The sequence below is a fragment of the Pantoea sp. SOD02 genome, assembly GCF_024707505.1.
Classification (GTDB): domain Bacteria; phylum Pseudomonadota; class Gammaproteobacteria; order Enterobacterales; family Enterobacteriaceae; genus Pantoea; species Pantoea symbiotica.
This window is the reverse complement of the sequence record NZ_CP102604.1, coordinates 492,858-514,484: the sequence shown is the minus strand read 5'-3', so window position 1 is coordinate 514,484 and position 21,627 is coordinate 492,858. Positions and strand designations below refer to the sequence as shown.

Annotated in this window: 23 protein-coding genes and 1 tRNA gene; 8 read left to right on the top strand and 16 right to left on the bottom strand. The window is 51.4% G+C overall.

Annotated elements, in window-relative coordinates:
* Positions 1-66: 66 nt before the first annotated feature.
* On the top strand, positions 67-591 hold the full coding sequence (locus NR302_RS02280) for a lipocalin family protein (RefSeq protein ID WP_154154535.1): 525 nt from the start codon (positions 67-69) through the stop codon (positions 589-591).
* A 39-nt stretch (positions 592-630) separates the two neighbouring features.
* Here the strand turns inward: NR302_RS02280 and NR302_RS02275 are convergent, their stop codons facing one another.
* Both NR302_RS02275 and efp read right to left on the bottom strand, forming a co-directional pair.
* Positions 631-765 (bottom strand): entericidin A/B family lipoprotein, encoded by a 135-nt coding sequence (locus tag NR302_RS02275; protein WP_008104408.1) that lies wholly within the window; start codon positions 763-765, stop codon positions 631-633.
* A 145-nt stretch (positions 766-910) separates the two neighbouring features.
* A complete protein-coding gene (gene efp / locus NR302_RS02270; protein ID WP_008104410.1) occupies positions 911-1,477 on the bottom strand; it encodes an elongation factor P in 567 nt (188 codons plus the stop codon).
* Between the two features lie 42 nt (positions 1,478-1,519).
* Between efp and epmB the strand changes: the two genes are divergently transcribed.
* The gene (gene epmB, locus NR302_RS02265; protein WP_258144445.1) at positions 1,520-2,548 is read left to right on the top strand and encodes an EF-P beta-lysylation protein EpmB; all 1,029 of its coding nucleotides are present in this window, start codon (positions 1,520-1,522) and stop codon (positions 2,546-2,548) included.
* A 37-nt stretch (positions 2,549-2,585) separates the two neighbouring features.
* On the opposite strand, the gene NR302_RS02260 is transcribed toward epmB, so the two are convergent.
* The 4 genes from NR302_RS02260 to NR302_RS02245 all read right to left on the bottom strand — a co-directional run bounded on the left by NR302_RS02260 (position 2,586) and on the right by NR302_RS02245 (position 5,769).
* Entirely contained in the window at positions 2,586-2,933 is a 348-nt protein-coding gene (locus NR302_RS02260) for a DUF4156 domain-containing protein (protein ID WP_008104416.1), read from the bottom strand.
* Positions 2,934-3,130: 197 nt separating this feature from the next.
* On the bottom strand, positions 3,131-4,783 hold the full coding sequence (groL, locus tag NR302_RS02255) for a chaperonin GroEL (RefSeq protein WP_256698241.1): 1,653 nt from the start codon (positions 4,781-4,783) through the stop codon (positions 3,131-3,133).
* A 46-nt stretch (positions 4,784-4,829) separates the two neighbouring features.
* The gene (locus NR302_RS02250; protein WP_008104420.1) at positions 4,830-5,123 is read right to left on the bottom strand and encodes a co-chaperone GroES; all 294 of its coding nucleotides are present in this window, start codon (positions 5,121-5,123) and stop codon (positions 4,830-4,832) included.
* A 193-nt stretch (positions 5,124-5,316) separates the two neighbouring features.
* Positions 5,317-5,769, bottom strand: coding sequence for an FxsA family protein (locus tag NR302_RS02245; RefSeq protein WP_179451878.1), 453 nt, complete (start codon positions 5,767-5,769; stop codon positions 5,317-5,319).
* Positions 5,770-6,144: 375 nt separating this feature from the next.
* Between NR302_RS02245 and aspA the strand changes: the two genes are divergently transcribed.
* From aspA to NR302_RS02215, 6 genes are all read left to right on the top strand, one after another.
* Entirely contained in the window at positions 6,145-7,581 is a 1,437-nt protein-coding gene (aspA, locus tag NR302_RS02240; protein WP_008104424.1) for an aspartate ammonia-lyase, read from the top strand.
* A gap of 117 nt (positions 7,582-7,698) precedes the next feature.
* A complete protein-coding gene (locus NR302_RS02235) occupies positions 7,699-9,000 on the top strand; it encodes an anaerobic C4-dicarboxylate transporter (protein ID WP_154154544.1) in 1,302 nt (433 codons plus the stop codon).
* Positions 9,001-9,083: 83 nt separating this feature from the next.
* Positions 9,084-10,784, top strand: a complete 1,701-nt coding sequence (locus NR302_RS02230) for a protein-disulfide reductase DsbD (RefSeq protein WP_258144444.1) — start codon at positions 9,084-9,086, stop codon at positions 10,782-10,784.
* Between the two features lie 66 nt (positions 10,785-10,850).
* On the top strand, positions 10,851-11,429 hold the full coding sequence (locus NR302_RS02225; protein ID WP_154154550.1) for a transcriptional regulator: 579 nt from the start codon (positions 10,851-10,853) through the stop codon (positions 11,427-11,429).
* Between the two features lie 108 nt (positions 11,430-11,537).
* A tRNA-Phe gene (locus tag NR302_RS02220) sits at positions 11,538-11,613 on the top strand.
* A 268-nt stretch (positions 11,614-11,881) separates the two neighbouring features.
* Positions 11,882-12,157 carry a hypothetical protein gene (locus NR302_RS02215; protein ID WP_258144443.1) on the top strand — a complete coding sequence of 92 codons (276 nt, stop codon included), beginning with the start codon at positions 11,882-11,884 and terminating at the stop codon, positions 12,155-12,157.
* A gap of 41 nt (positions 12,158-12,198) precedes the next feature.
* Here the strand turns inward: NR302_RS02215 and NR302_RS02210 are convergent, their stop codons facing one another.
* The 10 genes from NR302_RS02210 to NR302_RS02165 form a co-directional block, all read right to left on the bottom strand.
* Positions 12,199-15,786: a response regulator gene (locus NR302_RS02210; RefSeq protein ID WP_258144442.1), complete on the bottom strand. Its 3,588-nt coding sequence runs from the start codon at positions 15,784-15,786 to the stop codon at positions 12,199-12,201.
* 2 nt (positions 15,787-15,788) lie between these two features.
* Positions 15,789-16,415 (bottom strand): response regulator transcription factor, encoded by a 627-nt coding sequence (locus tag NR302_RS02205; protein WP_258144441.1) that lies wholly within the window; start codon positions 16,413-16,415, stop codon positions 15,789-15,791.
* Positions 16,416-16,566: 151 nt separating this feature from the next.
* Positions 16,567-17,529, bottom strand: a complete 963-nt coding sequence (locus tag NR302_RS02200) for an FKBP-type peptidyl-prolyl cis-trans isomerase N-terminal domain-containing protein (protein ID WP_258144440.1) — start codon at positions 17,527-17,529, stop codon at positions 16,567-16,569.
* Positions 17,526-17,933: a hypothetical protein gene (locus tag NR302_RS02195; protein ID WP_258144439.1), complete on the bottom strand. Its 408-nt coding sequence runs from the start codon at positions 17,931-17,933 to the stop codon at positions 17,526-17,528. Before NR302_RS02195 ends, NR302_RS02200 begins: the two co-directional genes overlap by 4 nt.
* On the bottom strand, positions 17,920-18,756 hold the full coding sequence (locus NR302_RS02190) for a hypothetical protein (protein WP_258144438.1): 837 nt from the start codon (positions 18,754-18,756) through the stop codon (positions 17,920-17,922). The genes NR302_RS02195 and NR302_RS02190 overlap by 14 nt, the downstream gene beginning before the upstream one ends.
* Positions 18,757-18,764: 8 nt before the next feature.
* The gene (locus NR302_RS02185; RefSeq protein WP_258144437.1) at positions 18,765-19,298 is read right to left on the bottom strand and encodes a fimbrial protein; all 534 of its coding nucleotides are present in this window, start codon (positions 19,296-19,298) and stop codon (positions 18,765-18,767) included.
* Positions 19,295-19,783, bottom strand: coding sequence for a fimbrial protein (locus NR302_RS02180; protein WP_258144435.1), 489 nt, complete (start codon positions 19,781-19,783; stop codon positions 19,295-19,297). The genes NR302_RS02185 and NR302_RS02180 overlap by 4 nt, the downstream gene beginning before the upstream one ends.
* Before the next feature lie 10 nt (positions 19,784-19,793).
* Positions 19,794-20,228 (bottom strand): fimbrial protein, encoded by a 435-nt coding sequence (locus tag NR302_RS02175; RefSeq protein ID WP_258144433.1) that lies wholly within the window; start codon positions 20,226-20,228, stop codon positions 19,794-19,796.
* Between the two features lie 55 nt (positions 20,229-20,283).
* Positions 20,284-20,832: a fimbrial protein gene (locus NR302_RS02170; protein WP_258144432.1), complete on the bottom strand. Its 549-nt coding sequence runs from the start codon at positions 20,830-20,832 to the stop codon at positions 20,284-20,286.
* 36 nt (positions 20,833-20,868) lie between these two features.
* Complete coding sequence (locus NR302_RS02165) at positions 20,869-21,612, bottom strand: fimbria/pilus periplasmic chaperone (RefSeq protein ID WP_374990635.1); 744 nt, start codon at positions 21,610-21,612, stop codon at positions 20,869-20,871.
* Positions 21,613-21,627: the final 15 nt, after the last annotated feature.

The following is a 21,627-nucleotide window of genomic DNA, read 5'->3' as shown; positions in this document are numbered from 1 at the left end:
GCGCAGGCAGCAATTTGGTATCGGGCAGCTATACTTAACCCATTAAAATCGTAAAGGAATCCCACAATGTCCCCATGGAAAACCCTGCTCGCCAGCCTGAGCGCCTTTCTGTCGGTTGCCTGCTCAACCGCGCCGCCCAAAGGCGTCACGGTGGTAGAAGGTTTCGACAGTCAGCGCTATCTCGGCCAATGGTATGAGATCGCCCGCCTCGATCACCGCTTTGAGCGCGGATTACAACAGGTTACTGCCAATTATAGTCCGCGCGACGATGGCGGCTTAAAGGTGATCAATCGTGGCTACAATCAGCAGAAACAGCGCTGGCAGGAGAGCGTGGGCAAAGCCTACTTCACCGGCGATAAACAGCGCGCCTCGCTTAAAGTGTCATTCTTTGGCCCGTTCTATGGCGGTTACAACGTGATTGCCTTGGATCCTGACTATCGCTATGCGCTGGTGTGCGGGCCGAATCGTAGCTACTTGTGGATTCTGTCGCGTACGCCGCAACTGGATGAAAGCGTTAAACAACGTTTGGTTGAACAGGCCAGAAGTGCCGGATTCCCGGTGGATGAACTGATTTGGGTGGAGCAGAAATAGAGAGAACCGGTGCGAAAGTCGCTTTCACACCGGAATATCTTACTGTGCGCTGCGCTGAATCGCTTTGCCGCCCGCCTGAACATCTTCGCCAACACCACGCGTGGTGTTACAAGCGGTCAGAACGGATGAGAGCACCAGCACGGAAAAAATCGCGACAATACTTTTCTTTAACATAGCCATATCCTTTTTGGTTGCAGTAAAAGTACAGCTCTTAAAGCATAGTCTTGATCTGTAAAACTGCGGATTGGGCGGATGAAAAAAGAGAAGGGAAACACACAGAGAGAAAAAAGGCGCATCGATGATGCGCCTGATTTGACGATTATTTTACGCGAGAAACGTATTCGCCAGAGCGGGTATCCACTTTTACCACTTCGCCAATCTGTACGAACAGTGGCACTTTGATTACCGCGCCAGTCGACAGCGTAGCTGGCTTACCGCCAGTACCTGCGGTATCACCCTTCAGGCCTGGATCGGTTTCGATAACTTCAGCTTCGATGAAGTTCGGTGGCTGAACAGCGATCGCTTTATCGTTCCACAGGGTAACGATACAATCTGCATTGTCCTGCAGCCACTTGGTCACGTCATCCAGCACTTTAGATTCGATCTGATACTGCTCGAAAGATTCCGGGTGCATGAAGTAGAAGAAGTCGCCGTCGTTGTAAGAGTATTGCAGCGTCATATCACGAACGTCTGCGCCTTCGGCAGAGTCAGTAGATTTGAAGGTCTTCTCAACGCGAGAACCGGTCAGCAGACGACGCATTTTTACGCGCGCAAATGCCTGGCCTTTACCCGGCTTAACGAACTCACTGGCTTCGATGGCATATGGCTCGCCTTCGAACATGATTTTAAGACCGGGACGGAAATCGTTGCTAAGATAAGTCGCCATAAAGGCCCTCTGTAAATATTGAACTGGTAAATAGCCAAAAAAATGGCACACATTGTAACCCTAAATCCCCCCGTCAGAGAAGATTGGTTGCAGCAACTAGCTGATGTTGTCACCGAACCTGCTGAATTACTGCAACTTTTATCTCTTGATCAGCATGCTGATCTGGCTGCAGGCGCTGATGCACGCAAGCTTTTCGCCCTGCGCGTACCGCGCGCCTTCATCGCACGCATGAAAAAAGGCGATGCAACGGACCCGCTGCTGCTACAAGTGCTCACCAGCCGTCAGGAATTTATTGATGCGCCAGGTTATAGCACCGATCCGCTGGATGAACAAAGCAGCGTGGTGCCGGGTTTACTGCATAAGTATAGAAACCGTGCGCTGCTGCTGGTAAAAGGCGGCTGTGCGGTCAACTGCCGCTACTGTTTCCGCCGTCATTTTCCCTATCAGGATAACCAGGGCAACAAGCGCAACTGGCAAGCGGCGATTGATTACATCGCCACGCATCCGGAACTGGATGAGATTATCTTCTCCGGCGGCGATCCGCTGATGGCGAAAGATCATGAGCTGGCATGGCTGGTGGACGCGCTGGAAAAAATCCCGCACCTCAAACGCCTGCGTATTCACACCCGCTTGCCGGTGGTGATCCCGGCGCGCATCACTGAAGGCTTGTGTCAGATTCTGGCCGACACGCGTCTGCAGGTGTTGATGGTGAGCCATATCAACCACGCGCAGGAAATTGATGATGAGCTGCGTTACGGCATGCAGATGCTGAAGCGTGCGGGCGTTACGCTGCTTAATCAGAGCGTGTTGCTGCGTGATGTGAATGATGATGCGCAGACGCTGGCGGATCTCAGTAATGCGCTGTTTGATGCCGGCATTCTGCCCTACTACCTGCACGTGCTGGATAAGGTGCAAGGCGCGGCGCACTTCTTTGTTTCCGATAAAGAAGCGCGCGTGCTAGTGCGCCAGCTGCTGGCGATGGTGTCCGGTTATATGGTGCCAAAACTGGCGCGCGAGATTGGCGGCGAGCCAAGCAAAACGCCGCTGGATTTACAGCTGCGTCAGGAATAAAAAAAGCCGCATCAGCGGCTTTTTTTACGACTGCAACTTATGGGCACTTATACACCTGGCCGGTCATTTTGCTATCGAGCGGCGCGAAAGCTGACAGCAAATTCTGCGTCGGGCTGGTGGCACCATAAATCACGTTGCCGCCCATTTCAGCCGCGCGGTTACGCAGGTCGTTAGCTGCGCCACGCAGTGAACTGCCTTCACCGCCTGAACCGCTCAGCCAGTTGCTCTGGGAGCCGGTAAGCGTTCCCAGCAGCTGACATTGACTCGCGGGTTGTTGGTCGACGAAGGTCACACGTTCGCCGCCAGCACTCAGTTGATTGGAGCTGCTACAGCCCGCCAGCAGTAAAGTTCCGACTGCCAGACCGAGCAAGAGGTTAATCCGCATTGTAATCCCCATTTATTATCATCAGTGTCGGGCGGCAGCGTAGCAGAAAAGCGCACTTTTTTTCTGAACATTCATTGCCCTAAACCCGTAAAGCCGAAGTATTGCGCCCTTACTTATACCTTGTTCCCCAGCAAAAGAAAAACCCCCGACCGTTTCCGATCGGGGGTTTTCCAGATGACTTAAGCAGTCAGGGGCAATTACATCATGCCGCCCATTCCGCCCATGCCACCCATACCGCCAGCGCCACCTAAATCAGGTGCATCGTTTTTAGGCAGATCGGTCACCATCGCTTCGGTGGTGATCATCAGGCCTGCAACAGATGAAGCGTACTGCAGCGCAGAACGGGTCACTTTGGTTGGGTCCAGGATACCGAAGTCGATCATGTTGCCGTACTCTTCGGTCTGCGCGTTGTAACCGTAGTTACCGTCGCCCGCTTTCACGTTGTTAGCAACAACTGAAGGCTCTTCGCCGGCGTTAGAAACGATCTGACGCAGTGGCGCTTCCATTGCGCGCAGCGCAACTTTGATACCCACGTTCTGATCTTCGTTATCGCCTTTCAGGCCAGATGCGGCGATTTTCGCTGCAACGCGAACCAGCGCCACACCACCACCAGCAACCACGCCTTCTTCTACTGCAGCACGGGTCGCGTGCAGAGCATCTTCAACGCGTGCTTTTTTCTCTTTCATTTCAACTTCAGTTGCTGCGCCTACTTTCAGAACGGCTACGCCGCCTGCCAGTTTCGCTACGCGCTCCTGCAGTTTCTCTTTGTCGTAATCAGAGGTCGCTTCTTCAATCTGCTGACGAATCTGAGTAACGCGGCCAGAGATAGCGCCTTGATCGCCCACGCCATCAATGATGGTGGTGGTGTCTTTGTTGATGACAACGCGCTTAGCCTGACCCAGATCTTCCAGAGTTGCTTTTTCCAGCTCCATACCGATCTCTTCAGAGATCACGGTACCGCCGGTCAAGATAGCGATATCCTGCAGCATGGCTTTACGACGGTCGCCGAAGCCAGGTGCTTTAACCGCAGCCACTTTCACGATACCGCGCATGGTGTTCACCACCAGCGTTGCCAGTGCTTCACCTTCCACGTCTTCTGCAATGATCAGCAGTGGCTTACCGGCTTTAGCAACGGCTTCCAGCACTGGCAGCATTTCGCGGATGTTAGAGATTTTCTTGTCAGCCAGCAGGATGAACGGGGTTTCCAGCTCAACTGCGCCTGTTTCTGGCTTGTTGATGAAGTACGGAGACAGGTAGCCGCGATCAAACTGCATACCTTCAACCACGTCCAGCTCGTCTTGCAGGCCGGTGCCTTCTTCAACGGTGATAACGCCTTCTTTGCCCACTTTGTCCATCGCGTCAGCGATCAGAGTACCAACGGTTTCGTCGGAGTTAGCAGAGATGGTGCCAACCTGTGCGATAGCGCGTGAATCCTGGCAAGGTACAGACAGGGTTTTCAGTTCTTCAACGGCAGCGATAACTGCTTTATCGATACCGCGCTTCAGATCCATCGGGTTCATGCCCGCAGCCACAGCTTTCAGGCCTTCGGTGATGATTGCCTGAGCCAGTACGGTTGCGGTGGTGGTGCCGTCGCCTGCTGCGTCGTTCGCTTTAGAGGCAACTTCTTTCACCATCTGTGCGCCCATGTTTTCGAACTTGTCTTCCAGCTCGATTTCACGCGCAACAGAAACGCCATCTTTAGTGATGGTCGGTGCACCAAAAGATTTATCCAGAACCACGTTACGGCCTTTCGGGCCCAGGGTAACTTTTACTGCATCTGCCAGTACGTTTACGCCACGCAGCATTTTCACGCGTGCGTCATTACCGAATTTTACGTCTTTAGCTGCCATTTCAAATATCCCTTAAATTCGTTTCGTTCAGTGAATTACGCGTAAATTACGCTTCAACTACTGCAAGGATGTCGCTTTCGGAGATGATCAGAACTTCTTCGTTGTCGATTTTCTCGGTTTTAGCACCGTAGCCTTCGCTGAAAATCACCAGATCACCCACTTTTACGTCCAGTGGCTTAACTTCACCGTTTTCCAGGATGCGGCCTTTGCCAACAGCCAGGACTTCACCGCGGGTAGATTTACCGGCAGCTGAACCGGTCAGCACGATGCCGCCCGCTGATTTAGCTTCAACTTCTTTACGCTTGACGATGACGCGATCGTGCAATGGACGAATTTTCATTTGATAGCTCTCCTTTGAGAAGTCCAATCATTCATTTTTTGGGGTTGAACCGGACTGCATGGCTTCCGGCCTCGTGCTGGAAGAGATAGGGGCAATAAGTGGGCTTTCAAGGGCAAAAAATATAAATATTTTCGTTTCTGCAACAGATGGCGAAAAATGCAGCAAAAAGGCGGCTTGCGCCGCCTTGATGAATTTATTGGTCCTTATCGTGACCAATTCGGTCCTGATCTTTACGCTCGTATTCACCGTCCACGGTGAAACCGGCATCCGGACCGGCGCCCGGTCCACGCCACATGCGCAGATGCGGCATCAGCTTCAAGGTCAGATGCTTCTGCACCGGCGGCAACAGCAGCAGTAAACCGAGGAAGTCGGTGAAGAAACCGGGCAACAGCAGCAGGAAGCCGGAGATGATCAGCGAAACGCTTTTGGTCATCTCAGCCGCCGGGCTTTCGTTACGCGCCAGCTTCTCCTGCATCAGCCGGAAGTTCTTCATGCCCTGATTTTTCACCAGCGACACACCAATACACGAGGTGAAGATCACCAGCAGCATGGTGAGCAGCACGCCCAGCGCATGCGCGACCTGAATGAAGATTGAGATCTCAATCCAGGCCAAAACAAAAAAAATCACTAACGGTAACCAGCGCACCGAATTCTCCTGTGAGTTGGAGCTACCCCGCAAATTGCCAGGCAGCAGAAAGGGATGGTCTGTAGGACCGTATTGATAGAGATGGGCATTTGCACCGGCATTTTCAACCGATCCTGCCATTTTTTTCCCACTGACTTAAAATTGCGAAGTACATCACATATCGTTATTACCGCTGGGCCTGTAAAAGCCCGTAAAGTGATCTGTGCACAAACAATTCTGTAACATCAGAATATGATCGTGCCCGTCAGCGCGAAGATGGATAATATGTCGGCGCTGACATTCCACGACAATATAATCGCTTCACCTGCGCGTTAATTTCCGCCCGTCCATCCGGACGCCCGGCAGTAACCAGGCAGCAATAATAAGAAGGTAATCATGGCGAACAACATTCGTATCGAAGAAGACCTGTTAGGCATGCGCGAAGTTCCGGCAGACGCTTACTACGGTGTTCATACTCTGCGTGCGATTGAAAACTTCTATATTAGTAATAGTAAAATCAGCGACATACCGGAGTTTGTCCGCGGTATGGTGATGGTGAAGAAAGCAGCCGCGCTCGCCAACAAAGAGTTGCAGACCATTCCCCGTAATATCGCCAACACCATTATTCAGGCCTGTGATGAAGTGCTGAATAACGGTAAATGCATGGATCAGTTCCCGGTTGACGTCTATCAGGGCGGCGCGGGCACCTCGGTCAACATGAACACCAATGAAGTGCTGGCCAACATCGGTCTGGAGCTGATGGGCCATCAGAAAGGTGAATATCAGTACCTCAATCCCAACGATCACGTGAACAAGTGTCAGTCCACCAACGACGCTTATCCAACCGGTTTCCGTATCGCGGTGTACGCTTCGATCCTGAAACTGCTCGACGGCATCAACCAGTTAAGCGAAGGTTTCCAGCGCAAAGCGGTTGAGTTCGAAAACATCCTGAAAATGGGCCGTACCCAGCTGCAGGATGCGGTGCCGATGACGCTCGGCCAGGAGTTCCACGCGTTTAACGTGCTGCTGAATGAAGAGACCCGCAGCATTCTGCGTACCGCTGAACTGCTGCTGGAAGTGAACCTTGGCGCTACCGCCATCGGTACCCGTCTCAACACGCCTGATGGCTACCAGCAGCTGGCGGTGCAGCGTCTGGCGGAAGTGAGTAATCTGCCGGTGGTTCCTGCAGAAGATCTGATTGAAGCCACGTCCGACTGCGGCGCATACGTGATGGTGCATTCGGCGCTGAAACGTCTGGCGGTGAAACTGTCGAAAATCTGTAATGACCTGCGCCTGCTCTCTTCCGGTCCGCGCGCCGGCCTGAATGAGATTAACCTGCCAGAACTGCAGGCCGGTTCATCAATCATGCCGGCCAAAGTGAATCCGGTGGTGCCAGAAGTGGTGAATCAGGTGTGCTTCAAAGTGATCGGCAATGACATCACCGTCACCATGGCCTCTGAAGCCGGTCAGCTGCAGCTCAACGTGATGGAGCCGGTAATTGGCCAGGCGTTGTTCGAATCGATCAGCATCCTGACGAACGCCTGCTTCAACCTGCTGGAAAAATGCGTTAACGGCATCACCGCTAACAAAGCGGTGTGTGAAGCTTACGTGTTCAACTCGATTGGTATCGTCACTTACCTCAACCCGTACATCGGCCATCACAACGGCGACATCGTCGGTAAGATTTGTGCCGAAACCGGCAAGAGCGTACGTGAAGTGGTGCTGGAGCGCGGCCTGCTGACGGAAACCGAACTGGACGATATTTTCTCCATTCAGAACCTGATGCATCCGGTATATAAAGCCAAACGCTACACCGACGAAAACGAACAGTAATCCGTTCCGGATCAAGTTGCCAAAAGCACGCCCGTATACAATGCGGCGTGCTTTTTTCATTTTGGCGGCTACAACTTTAAGAGTCGAAATTGATCCACGGCTCAGGGAGCGGAACGAATGGTAGTAGTGGAGTTAGTTATTGTCCTGCTGGCGATCTGGCTCGGTGCGCGTCTTGGCGGCATCGGCATCGGTTTCGCGGGCGGTTTAGGTGTGCTGGCGTTGACGCTGATTTGCGGCTTAAAGCCCGGCGCGATTCCCTTCGATGTGATCGAAATTATCATGGCGGTGATTGCCGCGATTGCCGCGATGCAGATTGCTGGCGGTCTAGACTATCTGGTGGGATTGGCCGAACGCCTGCTGCGCCGTCATCCGCGCTATGTCACCTTCCTTGCGCCGCTGGTCACCTATGTCATGACGCTGCTGGCCGGTACCGGCCACACCGCGTTCTCCACCTTGCCGGTGATTGCTGAAGTGGCGAAAGAGCAAGGCGTACGCCCTTCTCGTCCGCTGTCGATTGCGGTTGTCGCCTCGCAGATTGCCATCACCGCGTCGCCGCTTTCTGCGGCGGTGGTGTTTTTCGCCTCCATTCTTGAACCGCGCGGCGTAAGTTATCTGGCGCTGTTGGGCGTTGCGATTCCCTCTACCATGGCAGCAATCTTCTGCGCCGCCATCATCACTAGTTTCCTCGGCAAAGAACTTAAGGATGATGAGGTTTACCAGGCGCGCCTGGCAAAAGGAGAAGTGAAACTGCGCGGTGAGCAGGTTTATGACATCAAACCAGGCGCGAAGCGTGCTGTCTTCCTGTTCCTGATCGGCATCGCCGCCGTGGTGCTCTACGCCACCGCAATTAGCGACAGCGTTGGCCTCATCACCAATCCAGTGCTGCCGCGCAACGAAGCCATTGTGGTGTTTATGTTGACCGTTGCCACGCTGATTTGCCTGACCTGCAAAGTCGATACCGGTGAAATCCTCAGCGCCAGCACTTTTAAATCAGGCATGAGCGCCTGTATCTGCGTGATGGGCGTGGCGTGGCTGGGCGATACCTTTGTCAAAGCGCACCTTAACGATATCCAGGCGTTAGCCGGCGACATGCTGCAAGGTTATCCGTGGATGCTGGCGCTGGTGCTGTTCTTCGCCGCCACGCTGCTCTATTCGCAGGCCGCCACCACCAAAGCGTTAATGCCTGCCGCGTTGATGCTGGGCGTCTCGCCGCTGGCCGCCGTCGCCTCCTTTGCAGCGGTTTCCGCGCTGTTCGTGCTGCCGACCTATCCTACGCTGCTGGCCGCCGTCGAAATGGATGACACCGGTTCAACCCGTATCGGCAAATTTGTGTTTAACCACTCCTTTATTATTCCCGGCGTGTTGGCGATTGCCTTCTCGGTGGCGTTCGGCTTCCTGTTTGGCAGCCTGATTCTGTAGCGCCGTTACATCCTGAACACCTCGTGGCGAAGCGGTCGTGCTATTATCGCGACCTATTCGCCACCGGAGCTCATTCATTCGCTATGGCTGCACGACTCTTTCGCCTTGCCGGCTTTTGCCTGGCGCTGGTTTTCTGCCTTTCGGCACAAGCCTCACTTTTCTCCCCGAACAACAACAGCCGCTTTGTGCCGGTTGATCAGGCGTTTGGCTTCGATTTCTCGCAGCAAGGCAATCAGCTGACGCTCAGTTGGAAAGTGAAGGATGGCTACTATCTCTATCGCCAGCAAATCCACGTTACGCCGCAAAAAGCGCAGATTGCCCCGCTGACGTTGCCGCCGGGCCAGCCGCACGAAGATGAGTTCTACGGCAAAAGTGAAATCTACCCGCAGGATCTACAACTGCCGATCACGCTGCGCCAGGCCGATGCCGGCGCGACCGTCACCGTCACCTATCAAGGCTGCGCCGCCGCCGGCTTCTGCTATCCGCCTGAAACCCGTGCCGTACCGCTGAGCGCGGTTGCCGCCAATCAGGATGCGCCCGCAGTCAGCGCGCAGCCCGCCAAAAACAGCACGCCGCTGCCGTTTTCACCGCTGTGGGCGCTGCTGATTGGTATTGGCGTCGCTTTCACGCCGTGCGTATTGCCGATGTATCCGCTGATCTCCAGCATCATTTTAGGTGGCCCGCGCCGCTATTCGATGGGGCGACTGTTCGCGCTGGCGATGGTGTATGTGCAAGGTATGGCGCTGACCTACACCGTGCTCGGCATGGTGGTCGCCGCGGCGGGATTACGCTTCCAGGCGGCGCTACAGCATCCTTACGTGTTAATGGGCTTGTCGGCGCTGTTTATCGTGCTGGCGCTGTCGATGTTTGGCCTGTTCTCGCTGCAATTGCCTGCCAGCCTGCAAACGCGCCTGACGCTGTGGAGCAATCGCCAGCAAGGTGGATCGCTGCCCGGCGTATTTATGATGGGCGCACTGGCGGGATTGATCTGCTCGCCCTGCACCACCGCACCACTCAGCGCCATTCTGCTGTATATCGCGCAGAGCGGTAATCTGTGGGCCGGTGCTGGCACGCTGTGGCTGTATGCCTTCGGCATGGGCCTGCCGCTGATTGCCGTGACCATGTTTGGCAACAAGCTGCTGCCGAAAAGCGGGCCATGGATGCAAACCGTCAAAGAAGGTTTTGGCTTTGTGATTCTGGCACTGCCGGTATTTCTGCTGGAACGCGTGATCGGCGATCTGTGGGGCTTACGCTTGTGGAGCCTGCTCGGCGTGGCGTTTTTTGCCTGGGCATTCAGCCTCAGCCTGCGCGCCAGCGGTAAATGGCGTGTGCTGCAGATCATCATGCTCGCCGCCGCGCTGGTCAGTGCTCGCCCGTTACAAGATTGGGCGTTTGGCAGCAGCAACAGCGCGCAAGCCGTGGCGCATCTGCCGTTCCAAACCATCAATAGCAGCGAGCAGCTCGATAGTGCGCTGCAGCAGGCGCAAGGCCGCATCACTATGGTCGATTTGTATGCCGACTGGTGCGTGGCCTGCAAAGAGTTCGAGAAATACACCTTCAGCGATGAAGGTGTGCGTAACGCATTAAGTCAGGTGCAACTGCTGCAAGCCAATGTCACCGCCAATAACGCGCAGGACAACGCGCTGTTGCAGCATCTGCAGGTTTTAGGTTTGCCGACCATTCTGTTCTTCGACGCGCAAGGCAAAGAGATCCCTGATTCGCGCGTCACCGGCTTCCTCAACGCCGCCGATTTCCGTGCGCATTTGCAGAATTTGTCACGTTAAACGACACTGTCAGCAGAACACTGCCCGCTCGTCCGCGAGCGGGCCCGCATTCCAGAGGAGAGTCACTTGCAACGTGAACAAATACTCGAGCATGCGTTGAATGTGCTCGAACAGAGCGGCCTGGCCGCCACCACTTCCCTGTCCCAACTGGCTGGCGAAACCGGTCTTGAATCGGAACAGCTAACGCGTTTCTGGCCCGATCGTGATGCCTTGCTGTACGACGCACTGCGCTATCACGGCCAGCAGATTGATAGCTGGCGTCGTCAGGTGCAGCTCAATGAACATCTCAGCGCCGAACAAAAGCTGTTAGCCCGCTACGAAGTGCTGAGTGAACACGTCAGCAAAGGCCGCTTTCCCGGCTGCCTGTTTATCGCCGCCTGCAGCTTCTATCCGCAACCCGATCAGCCGGTGCATCAGCTAGCCGAACAGCAAAAGCGCAGTTCCTGGCAATTTACCCATGAAATTCTGGTCGATTTAGCGCTGGATAATCCCACCATGGTGGCCGATCAGATGGAGCTGATTCTGGAAGGTTGCCTGAGCAAGCTGCTGGTGAAACGCAACGTGCAGGATGTGGCGACGGCGCGCCGCCTGGCGGAAGATGTACTCGGCATCGCGCTGTGCCGCAAAAATGGAGCGCTGGCGTAGCCTTTTTATCCATCTTGTCTGAAAAGCAAGCAATCAATCACGATTGCTACGCTTTTTTGACGAAAGCCGTTGACGACGATAAGCCATTAGGGTTTAATGCGCCCCGTTGCCCGGATAGCTCAGTCGGTAGAGCAGGGGATTGAAAATCCCCGTGTCCGTGGTTCGATTCCGCGTCCGGGCACCATATATTGAAACGCTGGTTAGAATGAAGAGTTCTGACGGGTGTTTAGAGAAGGTGGTGTTCAAAGCAACATTGAAGCACCAAGCCTTCCAGAAAGGGTACTGGTTAACGCTAGTACCCTTTTTTCGTTGCTCAACCTTCCCCAGATTCAAATCAGCCGGTTAAATCCCTCAAACTCTCGATCTCAATCCAGTGCCAGACAACTTTAAGACCATACTCAAGGTTTAAGGCTTATTGCCGATAGGTAAAACGTCACCTGGAGGATTTATTGATGAAGAAATTGATAATCGTATTGGTCAGCATGTGGATGTTTCCAGCCGTAGCCGCAACCAGCGGCGTCATAACCTTCAATGGCTCGATTGTCGTTGCCCCTTGCAGCACGGCATCCATTAACAGCCAACTCAACGTCAGTTGTAATCAAGCGTCGCAGACCAACATCCGTCAGATTAACCTAAGTCAGGCTCAGCAATCGTTACCCGACCACAGCGCACAAGTCAGTATTGAATCGGTTCATAACGCGAAGATTGTGAAATTCGATTATCTCTAATACTGAGAAACGGCCGCGCAACGGATATGTCCGGCCACTCCTCATTGCTTGAGACTGATAAAGGCCTGCGCTAATTGTTCAAACTCTTCCATCACCTGCATTAATTGCTCAAACGGTTCGCTTAACTCTGCCAAATCGGTTTCAGGGGATAAGCATTGCTCTTCAATTTCCACCGCCAGCATCTCACCGCGTCTTAAGCCGATAACTTGCAAAGAGCCCGCCACCCGATGCAGCGCGCGCGCCAAATCCTTGTTTTCTCTTTGCCTGAAAAGCGTCTCCAGCATTTTTCTGTCTTCAGCGCTACCCTGAATTGCCAGCTTTAAAATCGACACGATGAGTTCGTGATTGTTATTGGTAAGAACCTTAAGCTCTTCCATATCGATAATCGCTTCGAGTGCATTATCCCGCTGGCGTGGCACGATATTATTCAGTACTTTCTCAAGCGGTTTAAGGCGCAACGGTTTGAAAAGACACTCATTCATGCCCGCAGCAAGACACCGCTCTCTCTCTTCTGATTGCGCATTGGCCGTCAGACCAAAAATAAGCTGGTCGGCATCTTGCTGGCGAATGATGCGCGTCAGCTCAAGACCATCAATACCCGGCATATTGCAGTCAGTGATAATCAGGTCATAGTGATTATCTCGCCACAGTGCTAACGCTTCCTCGCCGTCAGCCGCCTCATCAATGCGATGTTCCAGACGTTGCAGCTGGGTTTTCAGCAGCATACGGTTGGTTGCGTGGTCATCAACAATCAGAATCGACAAATACTGTGAGAATTCACCCTCGTCCTGCGCCAGCTGTGGCAGCACCGGCGCGTGATAAGGTCGGGCGGGCAAATCGAGGGCGATAATCACCGAGGTGCCTTTACCTGGCGCGCTCAGCATATCCACTTTGCCTGACATCTGCTGAATCAACTCGGCAGCGATAAACAGCCCCAAACCAGAGCCGGCTTGCTTGCGGCCTTCACTTAATTGCATATAAGGCTGGAACAGCTTTTTCTGATCCTCCGGACTGATTCCAGCACCGGTATCGCTAATCGTCAATTCAAGGTGAATGCGGCCGTCAGCGCCTAGGCGGGTATCGATCACCACAGAAACGCCGCCTTCATCGGTAAACTTCAAAGCATTACTCAGGAAGTTATACAGAACCTGCTTAAAGCGCAGCGGATCGATATATACCTCATAATCACTTTCTCCCTGGCTTCTCACGTTTAAGGTGAGATTTTTCACCCGCGCTAAACCGTTAAACACCGGCACGGTGGGCGTAACCAGCTGATTAAGGTCGACCCATTTGGGTTCCAGCTCAAGCTGGCCGGACTCAATTTTTGCCATATCGAGGATATCGCCGATCAAGCCCAGCAAGGATTGCGCCGATTCCCACGCCAGCATGATCGGATCGTCTTTCGATTTATGCTGCTGATCAATCACCGTCAGTTCCAGCAAACCAATGATGGCGCTGATAGGCGTGCGAATTTCATGACTCATGGTGGCAAGGAAGGAGGTTTTCGCTTTGCTGGATTTCTCCGCCCGATCTTTGGCTTCCGAGAGATCACGCAGCAATTTATCGGTATCGGTTACATCTTCCCAACCGCAAATCAAGCCAGCGGTATTGCCATTGGCGTCAGCATAGGCGGTAGCCCAATGTTTAATCACATGATCGTTGATACCGTCATTAAGCACCGCCTGATGAGTGAAATTGACTTGCGGTGTCTGCACCGGCTCCTTGAGCAGAGGAAGAATTACTGACGACATCGAAGAGAGTGGATGGCGCTGATCGTACAAGGGAAGTGCCTGGAACTGGCTTTTCTCGGCGGAGAAGAACTCAATGAAGGCCCGATTCTGATTAAGCGTGGCGCCATCCGCGTTAATCACATAAACCGGCGATGGCGATCCATTTAACAGCGTTTCCCGGAACGCCAATTCCTCGGCCATTTTTTCCTGAGTACGTTTTCTCTTTACCATATCGCGGCGCATGGAAAACAGCCTTGCCATCCCCAGCGCAATCAGTAGTACCGATAAGCCGATTAACCAGTAAAACTGACGATTATAAAGCGTCCAGGTATTCAGCTTAACATCCGTGCCCTGCTGCCATTTGTTGACGATAAGGGAAACATTGCGTGCAGGAATGTGGTCGAGCACTTTATTTAAAATGCTCAGCAGTTCAGGCTCATCGTGCCCCACGCCAAATGAGATAACCGCCGGTTCGGTCGTTAAACGCTCGCCAATTTTTAATTGGCTGGTGAAGAAACGACTGACCATGTAATTGGCATTACCATAATCATTCAAAGAAGCATCAACCTTGCCGTCGGCGACCATTTGCAAGGAAATGCCGGCATTATTGGTGATGACAATTTTAACGTCCGGGAAGTTCTTACGGATATAATTTAGCATCGGATTATAATAGGGCACCGCCACACGCATACCTGCGGTTAGCTTCGTATCAGCATCAGATTTATTAGGCACCACTAATACCCAAGGCGATTGCATATACGTGCGGCTGAATAAGATATTATCACGCCGATTATTATTGATCGTTAATCCAGCAACTAAGTCCCCTCTTTTATCCTTTAATACATCTTCAAAATCGTCGTGATCGGTTCCACTCACCGGGATAAAATTCAAACCGGTAAGAAAGTGCACCTGGCGCAACAGATCGATGGAGATACCGTTAACTTTACCGGTATTGTCGTAAAAGGTGTAAGGCGCATAGAACGGGTCGTAAAGCACTCTGACATTTTTATGAGATGCCATCCAGGCTTGCTCGCGCTCGGTGAACTCGATGGGTGAACGGTAAGTGAGATAATCGATTCCAGCGACCCAATTATTAAGAATCAATTGTTTGGGCGAAGGTCGCATGCTGTTGATAAATTTATTAATCGCGCTGTACAACTCGGATGAACTTTTACGCAAAATCAATCGGGTTCCGCGATCTTTCGCAGAGAATACATCATTAATCACCAAATCGTTGCTGTAGGTTCTTTCGATGAGGTAATTCGCGGTGGTGAGATTTCCAAGATAAACATCGTTGTCTCCCGAAACCACGGATGAGAGCGCCACCTGATCGTTGAAATATCGCGTGATAGTCGCGAGCGGTAACAACGTTTTAATATCAGCGTCATCAAGATAATTTTCTGCCACCGCCAATCTCATTGGCCTGGTCCTGTCAATCCCGGACAAAATATTACTGACTTTGCTAACTAATGCGGGTTGATTGGGCACAAAGCTGACGGTATCAATAAAGTCACTATTATCTGGGGTTTTCTCACCCGCAGTATAAAAAAGTGCATCAATGCGTCCCGCACTCAGCGCCGCAAGCGCTTGCTGCTGATTTTTATAATGATATACGCGTGGTCGTAAATTGAGATTGGTGCTAATCAGGTGCAGATAATCCGCATTAATTCCCGCGAATACGCCCATATCAGGATAAGTATTGAAAGGTGGTATTTCTATCGACCAAACGCCCACTCGCAGCTCACGCTGCTTGCGTAACTTATTCCATTCCGTCTGCGATAACGGAATATCAATCGGCGCGAACTCTAATATGCTTTGGATCTGCATTCGCTGTGGCGGCGTTGAATCGCTCCAGCTGGACGTGGCAATTAACAGCAGCAAAATCAGAAGGTAGCGCATAATCAGCCCAGATTGTGTCGAACAATGAATTCAGCAATTTTCATTTCATTTGTCAAGCCGAGCTTCTGCATCAGATTCACTTTGTGAGCGCTAACGGTTTTATGGCTGATATTCAAAAAGTAGGCGATATCTTTGTTTCTCATCCCTTTGGCTAAGCACATAATGATCTGCCTTTCCCGGCGGGTTAGCAGCGACAGCATTTCATCGGCCTGCTCCTCATCAATTAATGTCGCCCGTGCAATGGCGTCGAGCATCGGGAAGTAGCTGTATCCGCAGTCCACCGCCTGCACCGCTGCACTCAATTCCTGATAATCATTCGACTTATAAACGAAACCATTTGCGCCGGCATCAATGCTGCGCTTGACCAACTTGATATCCTGCTTGCCGGTCATCATCAGTATCTTGCCGCAATAATCAGCACCACGAACCCGCTTGACCACTTCGATGCCATCAAACGGCGGTAAATCAATATCCAGCACCACCATTTCTGGATGCAGCGCCAAAATACGCTGCACGCCTTCCAGCGCATTATTGGCATTGGCAATCACGCGATGCCCGTCTTGTTCCACCAATAATTTGGTCGCCAGCCGAATCATGGGATGATCGTCAATGATGATTACAGTTGCCATGTTATTACCCTTCTCCGCTGTGCGCGGCCTGACTCATAAAAATGAAACACCGGAATGAAGTAGATCGATATCGACAAGTTCAGCGTTTCGCGTGATGAATATGCGTTTTCCCGGTGTTGCATATCAATGCGATGACAATTGCGCTCTGTGATTACAGATTTTTATCTGCGGCGTTATTGTTTTGTTCTGATGCAGCGTGCGCATCGGCAATGCGCAGGTGATAAATCATGGTGGCGCCGGGCGGCACTAACGGCGGATAACCGGCATCGCCGTAAGCCAACTCAGGCGGCACCACGATGGTCATCGAGCCATGATTGCGCAGTTGGCTCAGCGCATCACGGAAAATAGCGGGAAAAGCCTGGCGTGGCTGAGACAACACTTTGTTATGCAGTTCCATATCCTGCACCACTTCACCATCAGCCAGCGTTTCGCGTATCACCACATCGACGATGTCGTTATCGGCAATCGCGTCATCTCCGACATGTTCAATATGCTGCCAGATGCCACTCTCTAGCTTCTCAGCGCCCATGCGTTGTTTGAATTCCGTCAGAAACGCGTCGGTTTTGTTTTGCTCTGTTTGCATCGCCGCGCTGCGCTTTTGCTCGATTTGCTGATTAACCTCTTTCAACGATTCAACCAACTTCTCTTGCGGCAGGCGCACGCGTTTTTCCAGGGAATCGCTGATACCGGCCAGCAGCATTTTTTTATCGCTTTCGATGCCCCAGCGCGCATGTTCTGCCTGCAGCTGATTGATCTCTTCGCCCAACGAAACGCCCGCTGCATAATCCTGCCGCTTCCGCGCATCGTTAAGTGCGCTGTCGTCGAACGGCTCTGCAACCCGCGCTTGTAAGGCACTCATCTTCTTCGATTGATCGCTGAGCTGCTGCTTTAGCTGCGCAATCTGCTGAGTGAGTTTCTCCCGCTCGTTGCTGTGGGCCAGTTTCGGCATTGCAGCAGGCGCAGCGGCGGGCACATTTTCGCCGTGATATTTCTCAGCAAAATGCAGGATTGCCGGCACCTCGCCATTGTTGGCAGCAAACCCCTGAAGGCAGGTTGAGCCCGCGACAGTCGCGACAAAGTAGCCAATCCATCGGCAACGATTTAGCGTCATCATCCTGGCGTCCGCTCAGATGTCACCAGACTGTTCAGCAAAGTGTTACTGATTTCCGTACACAGCAAGTTAACGCGATAGCGGTATAGCGCATCCACCGTTTCCTGCGTCGAGGATTTCACATTGCTGCGAATACCGGCATATTGCGCGGTGCCCTGCATCAGTTGATCAAATTGCTTTTTGCTCTGCGTGTATTTTTCACTGTTAATGGTTTTGAGTGATTCAAGTTCGCTGTGACAATTTTCAAGGCGACTATTTTCCTGCTTCTGTATTTCGGCTGGCTGAAGAGCGGCATCAACAATTTCGGCAGGTTGAGTTTTATGTTGGCAAGCGGTGAGTAACGCTCCTGCCACTAGTATTAGAATAATTTTCATTTTAGAAATAAAAACTCCATTATGCAGGTTCAATAACCATTACAGTGAAACCCGTATAATCACCATCCTGAGTGATATTCTCTAACACGCTTTTTATCTCAAGCTGAGTATCACCTGCGGGAAAATCATATTGACCACCAACACTTTTGCCATTTATTTTTATGTGTGCACGCGCGTTGTTTTGCATCGGAATATAGTCAATATCAGAAGCAAGCCGTAAGGTGACTTTTGTAGCAACAGTACAACGCATATTAATCCATTCTGTAGCTTCTGAACCGTTGGCATCGGTCACCGATAATGTACCGTGGTTGAGCGTAATAGAGGGTGTATTTATCTCACAAAAATCTTTCCCTGGAGGTACGATTATACAACTTCCGCCAGGAAAGATTACGTTACTCCAGAGTGTATTTAATGGATCGCTGCCTCGGCTTACAAAAAAAAATCCGACACATTCATCAACATTTCTCCCGGCGTGAGATAGTGCTCCAGAAACCAGAGCTTTACCATTATCCGAAATACGCATAGCCGTTTGGCTTAATGTTTCACCTGTTCTGACGCGTCCTATACATTGTTGATTAATACATTCCCTATAGCTCGTCGGTTGATCAGGAAAGCTAGCTTTGACCGGAGTATTCGGGTTAAGGCTGTAATGCTTATGTCCAAAAACATATGACCAGTTAGCAGGAGCCGGTTGGTCAGCTGACGGTATATCAATCACTGCCCATGTATAAGTATATACTGCACCATCAGGAGGAAATATCTGAGTCGACATGGTAGCAACCACAGGATAAGGCCCAGCATGTGCGCCGAAGATCATTACACTCAGGAGTGCAATTACAGATAGAATTTTTCTCATCTTATTTCTCAGTCGTAAGTCAGAGTAAAGCTTGCTGTTGCATTGAAAGTGCCTAAGCCTATTTTTTTATTCTTTAAAGCGGATTTTTCAGCCTGAACATAGGCTCGCAATGAAATATCATTATTACCGTTCACTAAACGCATTTTATTGCTAAGAGAATTAATTTTTAACGGCAAACCATTGGCTGTTTCCATGCCAATGGCGATGCCGCTGGCTGCACTGCCAGGATCAATAGCCAGCAGACCGGTGAGTTCAGCATTTTCAATTCCCGTAAAAGTCACTGCAACAGATTGGCCGACATTAGGTGTACAGCCGGTTAATTCAATCGAGAATGACTTATTCGGTGAGCGAAAATTATGATAAAGATACTTATCAGCAAGCGTGCCAAAATATAAATCAATATTCTCTTTACCAGGCGCAATGACGCAAGGCTCTGCAACCAATGCACCGCTGAACTGCATATCAGTCGCCCTGGCATGATGAGTCATAACCACAGTAATGGTGAATAGCATGTGTAACAGAATAAGATTCGCTTTCTTCATTGATATTCTACCTGAATAGTCGCGACCGCCAGGAATGCACCTTCAGTTAACAGGTTTGCATCTGAAGTTACAGGAACTGCTTCCAATACCGGTGGATTACCGGAAGTAAACACCAAAGCCTGATTTAAGTTCATTGGCATGCCATTTTGTAATAGGCGAATACCAAGCCCTGTTTTATCCGTTTGAATAGCAGTATTATCATTCGTCATGGCATTTGCGGTGATATTAATAGCCATATCGGGTGTTGTAGTTCCGGGTAGGCAATTAATCTGGTAATTAATAGCCTGGCGATAATTTACTCCATCGATTTGACTAATACCTAGTCGTGGACCAAAGTCGATGTCAATACGCTGATCGTTATTTATCGTGCATTCAGCCATATCAATCAAACTTCCCTTAAATAGTAAGTTTTCAACTGAATATGCTGAGCGGTGCATGATTAAAGCACTCAAAATTAGCAACACCGTTTGAATTTTATACTTCACAGTTGCCTCATTAATTATAATAGATTGCCAATGTCGCTCCAGCGGTAAATGCACCGCCCAGCAGCTTGGTGCCCATTTCCTTCACGGGTGCAGCCTCAAATGTAGGTAATGCTGAATAACTTACATCAAGCTTGTCATTGAGCGCCAAAGGCTGGCCATCTTGATAAAAAACAATCCCTAATCCGCTCTGGCTGGTTTCCAGCGCATCAGAATTGAACGTCGCACCACTGCCTCTAATCTGCAATTTTAATGCATCAGGTGCAGAAACATCACACTGGATAGTGTAAGGAATAGTAGTACGATAATTTTGACCATTGATCTGGGGTATTAATATTGCATCGCCAAAATCAACACTAATTACATTTCCATTGTTGACGACACACGGCGGCACCACAACTTTAGCTGTAACCGTAATATTTAACGCTTGCGCCTGATAAGAGAGCATCAGATTTATCATTAGAAATAGGACGCAGAGAAAACTCACGTAAATTTTATGTCTCTTATTCATAATTCAACCTGAAATCCATTTGCGCGTTATAAAGGCCATAACCCAGCGCCGCATTGGTACGCTCCGGAGTCACGGTAAAGTTAAGGCTGTTTTGACCAGGAATAAAATTCAACGGTGTGGCGTGATTGTGCATATTCACCACCATGCCGTTAGCATCACGCAAACGCAGTCCCAAACCGGATGCACCGTTTACCTTAACCAGTTGCGGGCTGTCGTGATCCAACGTCGCGACCAGGCTCAGCGAGGCATAAGGTTGACTGCTGTTGCGGAAGCAATCACGCAGCGTGATGCCAAATGGCACCGGCGCACCTTGCTCGGTGGCATACAGCACGCGAGACACGCCGCTGGCATTTAAATTCACACTTTGCCACGCCGAGTTCATCTCCAGATAACAGCTGCTCTCCATCAACGATCCCACGCTGTTGCTTTCAGACCATAGCGAATCGTTGAGCGCGCTGGGCAGCGAGGCATCAATGGTCCCGGTCGCAAAAAGGGCGAACAGCACGGCACAATGCGCCACGGTGGTTTTGGTTTTTTTCATTTTTTTGCCTCCCTGTCCCGCAAATGCGTTAGTGAATTACTGCTTAACTGATGCCGCTTTGCAGCTGTTGCCGCTGCAGGTGAACTGCAGTTGTGGACGACCGCCGTAGTCATTGATGTAGGTCAGCACCGGCGCATTACCAATTGCAGAAGCAGATGCAGCAATCACTTCCTGACTTTTTGGTGCCAGCATCATTGGGCCGAAATCTTTGATCGGTTTGCTTTTCAGGCTGGCTCCGCCTTCCACGATGGTGACGTAGTACGGCGTCGGGTTGCTGATGCGGTACTTGTCGCCTTCGCGCGTCAAGGTCAGTTGCTCCTGCCACGGCGCGGCTTGAGCATCACGCTGCAATGCCGCCGGGCGATAGAACAACTTGATGCGCGTCTGCAAGGCGATTTGCAGCGTGTTTGGCTGGTCGCTCTTCGGTGGAATCTCGCGCAGGTTGAAATAGAATAGCGATTCACGGTCTTGAGGCAGAGTGGACACCGCCGGTAAGCCCTGCACTTTCACCTGGCTTTTGGCACCGGGTTCAATACGCTGCACTGGCGGCAGCACGGTGAGCGGGCTGGTGATCTTTTTGCCTTCGGCATCTTCAATCCAGCCTTGCGCCAAATACGGCAGCTTTTTATTCTCATTGGTGACATTCAGGCTGACCGACTTTTGCGAACTGTCATAAATAACGCGAGTACGATCCAGCGCGATGGCGGCCTGCGCCGACTGCAACGTCATAACGCTAAGCAGCAAGCTGCTGAGCACGGTGGTTTTCATTTTCAGTGACATGGTTAAGTCTCTCTT

What these genes read in the sequence shown, in the direction of transcription:
- aspA (WP_008104424.1), top strand. Translation starts at nt 6,145, where the DNA reads ATGGCGAACAACATTCGTATCGAAGAAGACCTGTTAGGCATGCGCGAA.
- efp (WP_008104410.1), bottom strand. Translation starts at nt 1,477, where the DNA reads ATGGCGACTTATCTTAGCAACGATTTCCGTCCCGGTCTTAAAATCATG.
- NR302_RS02280 (WP_154154535.1), top strand. Translation starts at nt 67, where the DNA reads ATGTCCCCATGGAAAACCCTGCTCGCCAGCCTGAGCGCCTTTCTGTCG.
- NR302_RS02165 (WP_374990635.1), bottom strand. Translation starts at nt 21,612, where the DNA reads ATGTCACTGAAAATGAAAACCACCGTGCTCAGCAGCTTGCTGCTTAGC.
- NR302_RS02205 (WP_258144441.1), bottom strand. Translation starts at nt 16,415, where the DNA reads ATGGCAACTGTAATCATCATTGACGATCATCCCATGATTCGGCTGGCG.
- NR302_RS02230 (WP_258144444.1), top strand. Translation starts at nt 9,084, where the DNA reads ATGGCTGCACGACTCTTTCGCCTTGCCGGCTTTTGCCTGGCGCTGGTT.
- NR302_RS02170 (WP_258144432.1), bottom strand. Translation starts at nt 20,832, where the DNA reads ATGAAAAAAACCAAAACCACCGTGGCGCATTGTGCCGTGCTGTTCGCC.
- NR302_RS02215 (WP_258144443.1), top strand. Translation starts at nt 11,882, where the DNA reads ATGAAGAAATTGATAATCGTATTGGTCAGCATGTGGATGTTTCCAGCC.
- NR302_RS02275 (WP_008104408.1), bottom strand. Translation starts at nt 765, where the DNA reads ATGTTAAAGAAAAGTATTGTCGCGATTTTTTCCGTGCTGGTGCTCTCA.
- NR302_RS02185 (WP_258144437.1), bottom strand. Translation starts at nt 19,298, where the DNA reads ATGAAGAAAGCGAATCTTATTCTGTTACACATGCTATTCACCATTACT.
- NR302_RS02190 (WP_258144438.1), bottom strand. Translation starts at nt 18,756, where the DNA reads ATGAGAAAAATTCTATCTGTAATTGCACTCCTGAGTGTAATGATCTTC.
- NR302_RS02235 (WP_154154544.1), top strand. Translation starts at nt 7,699, where the DNA reads ATGGTAGTAGTGGAGTTAGTTATTGTCCTGCTGGCGATCTGGCTCGGT.
- groL (WP_256698241.1), bottom strand. Translation starts at nt 4,783, where the DNA reads ATGGCAGCTAAAGACGTAAAATTCGGTAATGACGCACGCGTGAAAATG.
- NR302_RS02260 (WP_008104416.1), bottom strand. Translation starts at nt 2,933, where the DNA reads ATGCGGATTAACCTCTTGCTCGGTCTGGCAGTCGGAACTTTACTGCTG.
- NR302_RS02250 (WP_008104420.1), bottom strand. Translation starts at nt 5,123, where the DNA reads ATGAAAATTCGTCCATTGCACGATCGCGTCATCGTCAAGCGTAAAGAA.
- NR302_RS02200 (WP_258144440.1), bottom strand. Translation starts at nt 17,529, where the DNA reads ATGATGACGCTAAATCGTTGCCGATGGATTGGCTACTTTGTCGCGACT.
- epmB (WP_258144445.1), top strand. Translation starts at nt 1,520, where the DNA reads ATGGCACACATTGTAACCCTAAATCCCCCCGTCAGAGAAGATTGGTTG.
- NR302_RS02210 (WP_258144442.1), bottom strand. Translation starts at nt 15,786, where the DNA reads ATGCGCTACCTTCTGATTTTGCTGCTGTTAATTGCCACGTCCAGCTGG.
- NR302_RS02175 (WP_258144433.1), bottom strand. Translation starts at nt 20,228, where the DNA reads ATGCTCTCTTATCAGGCGCAAGCGTTAAATATTACGGTTACAGCTAAA.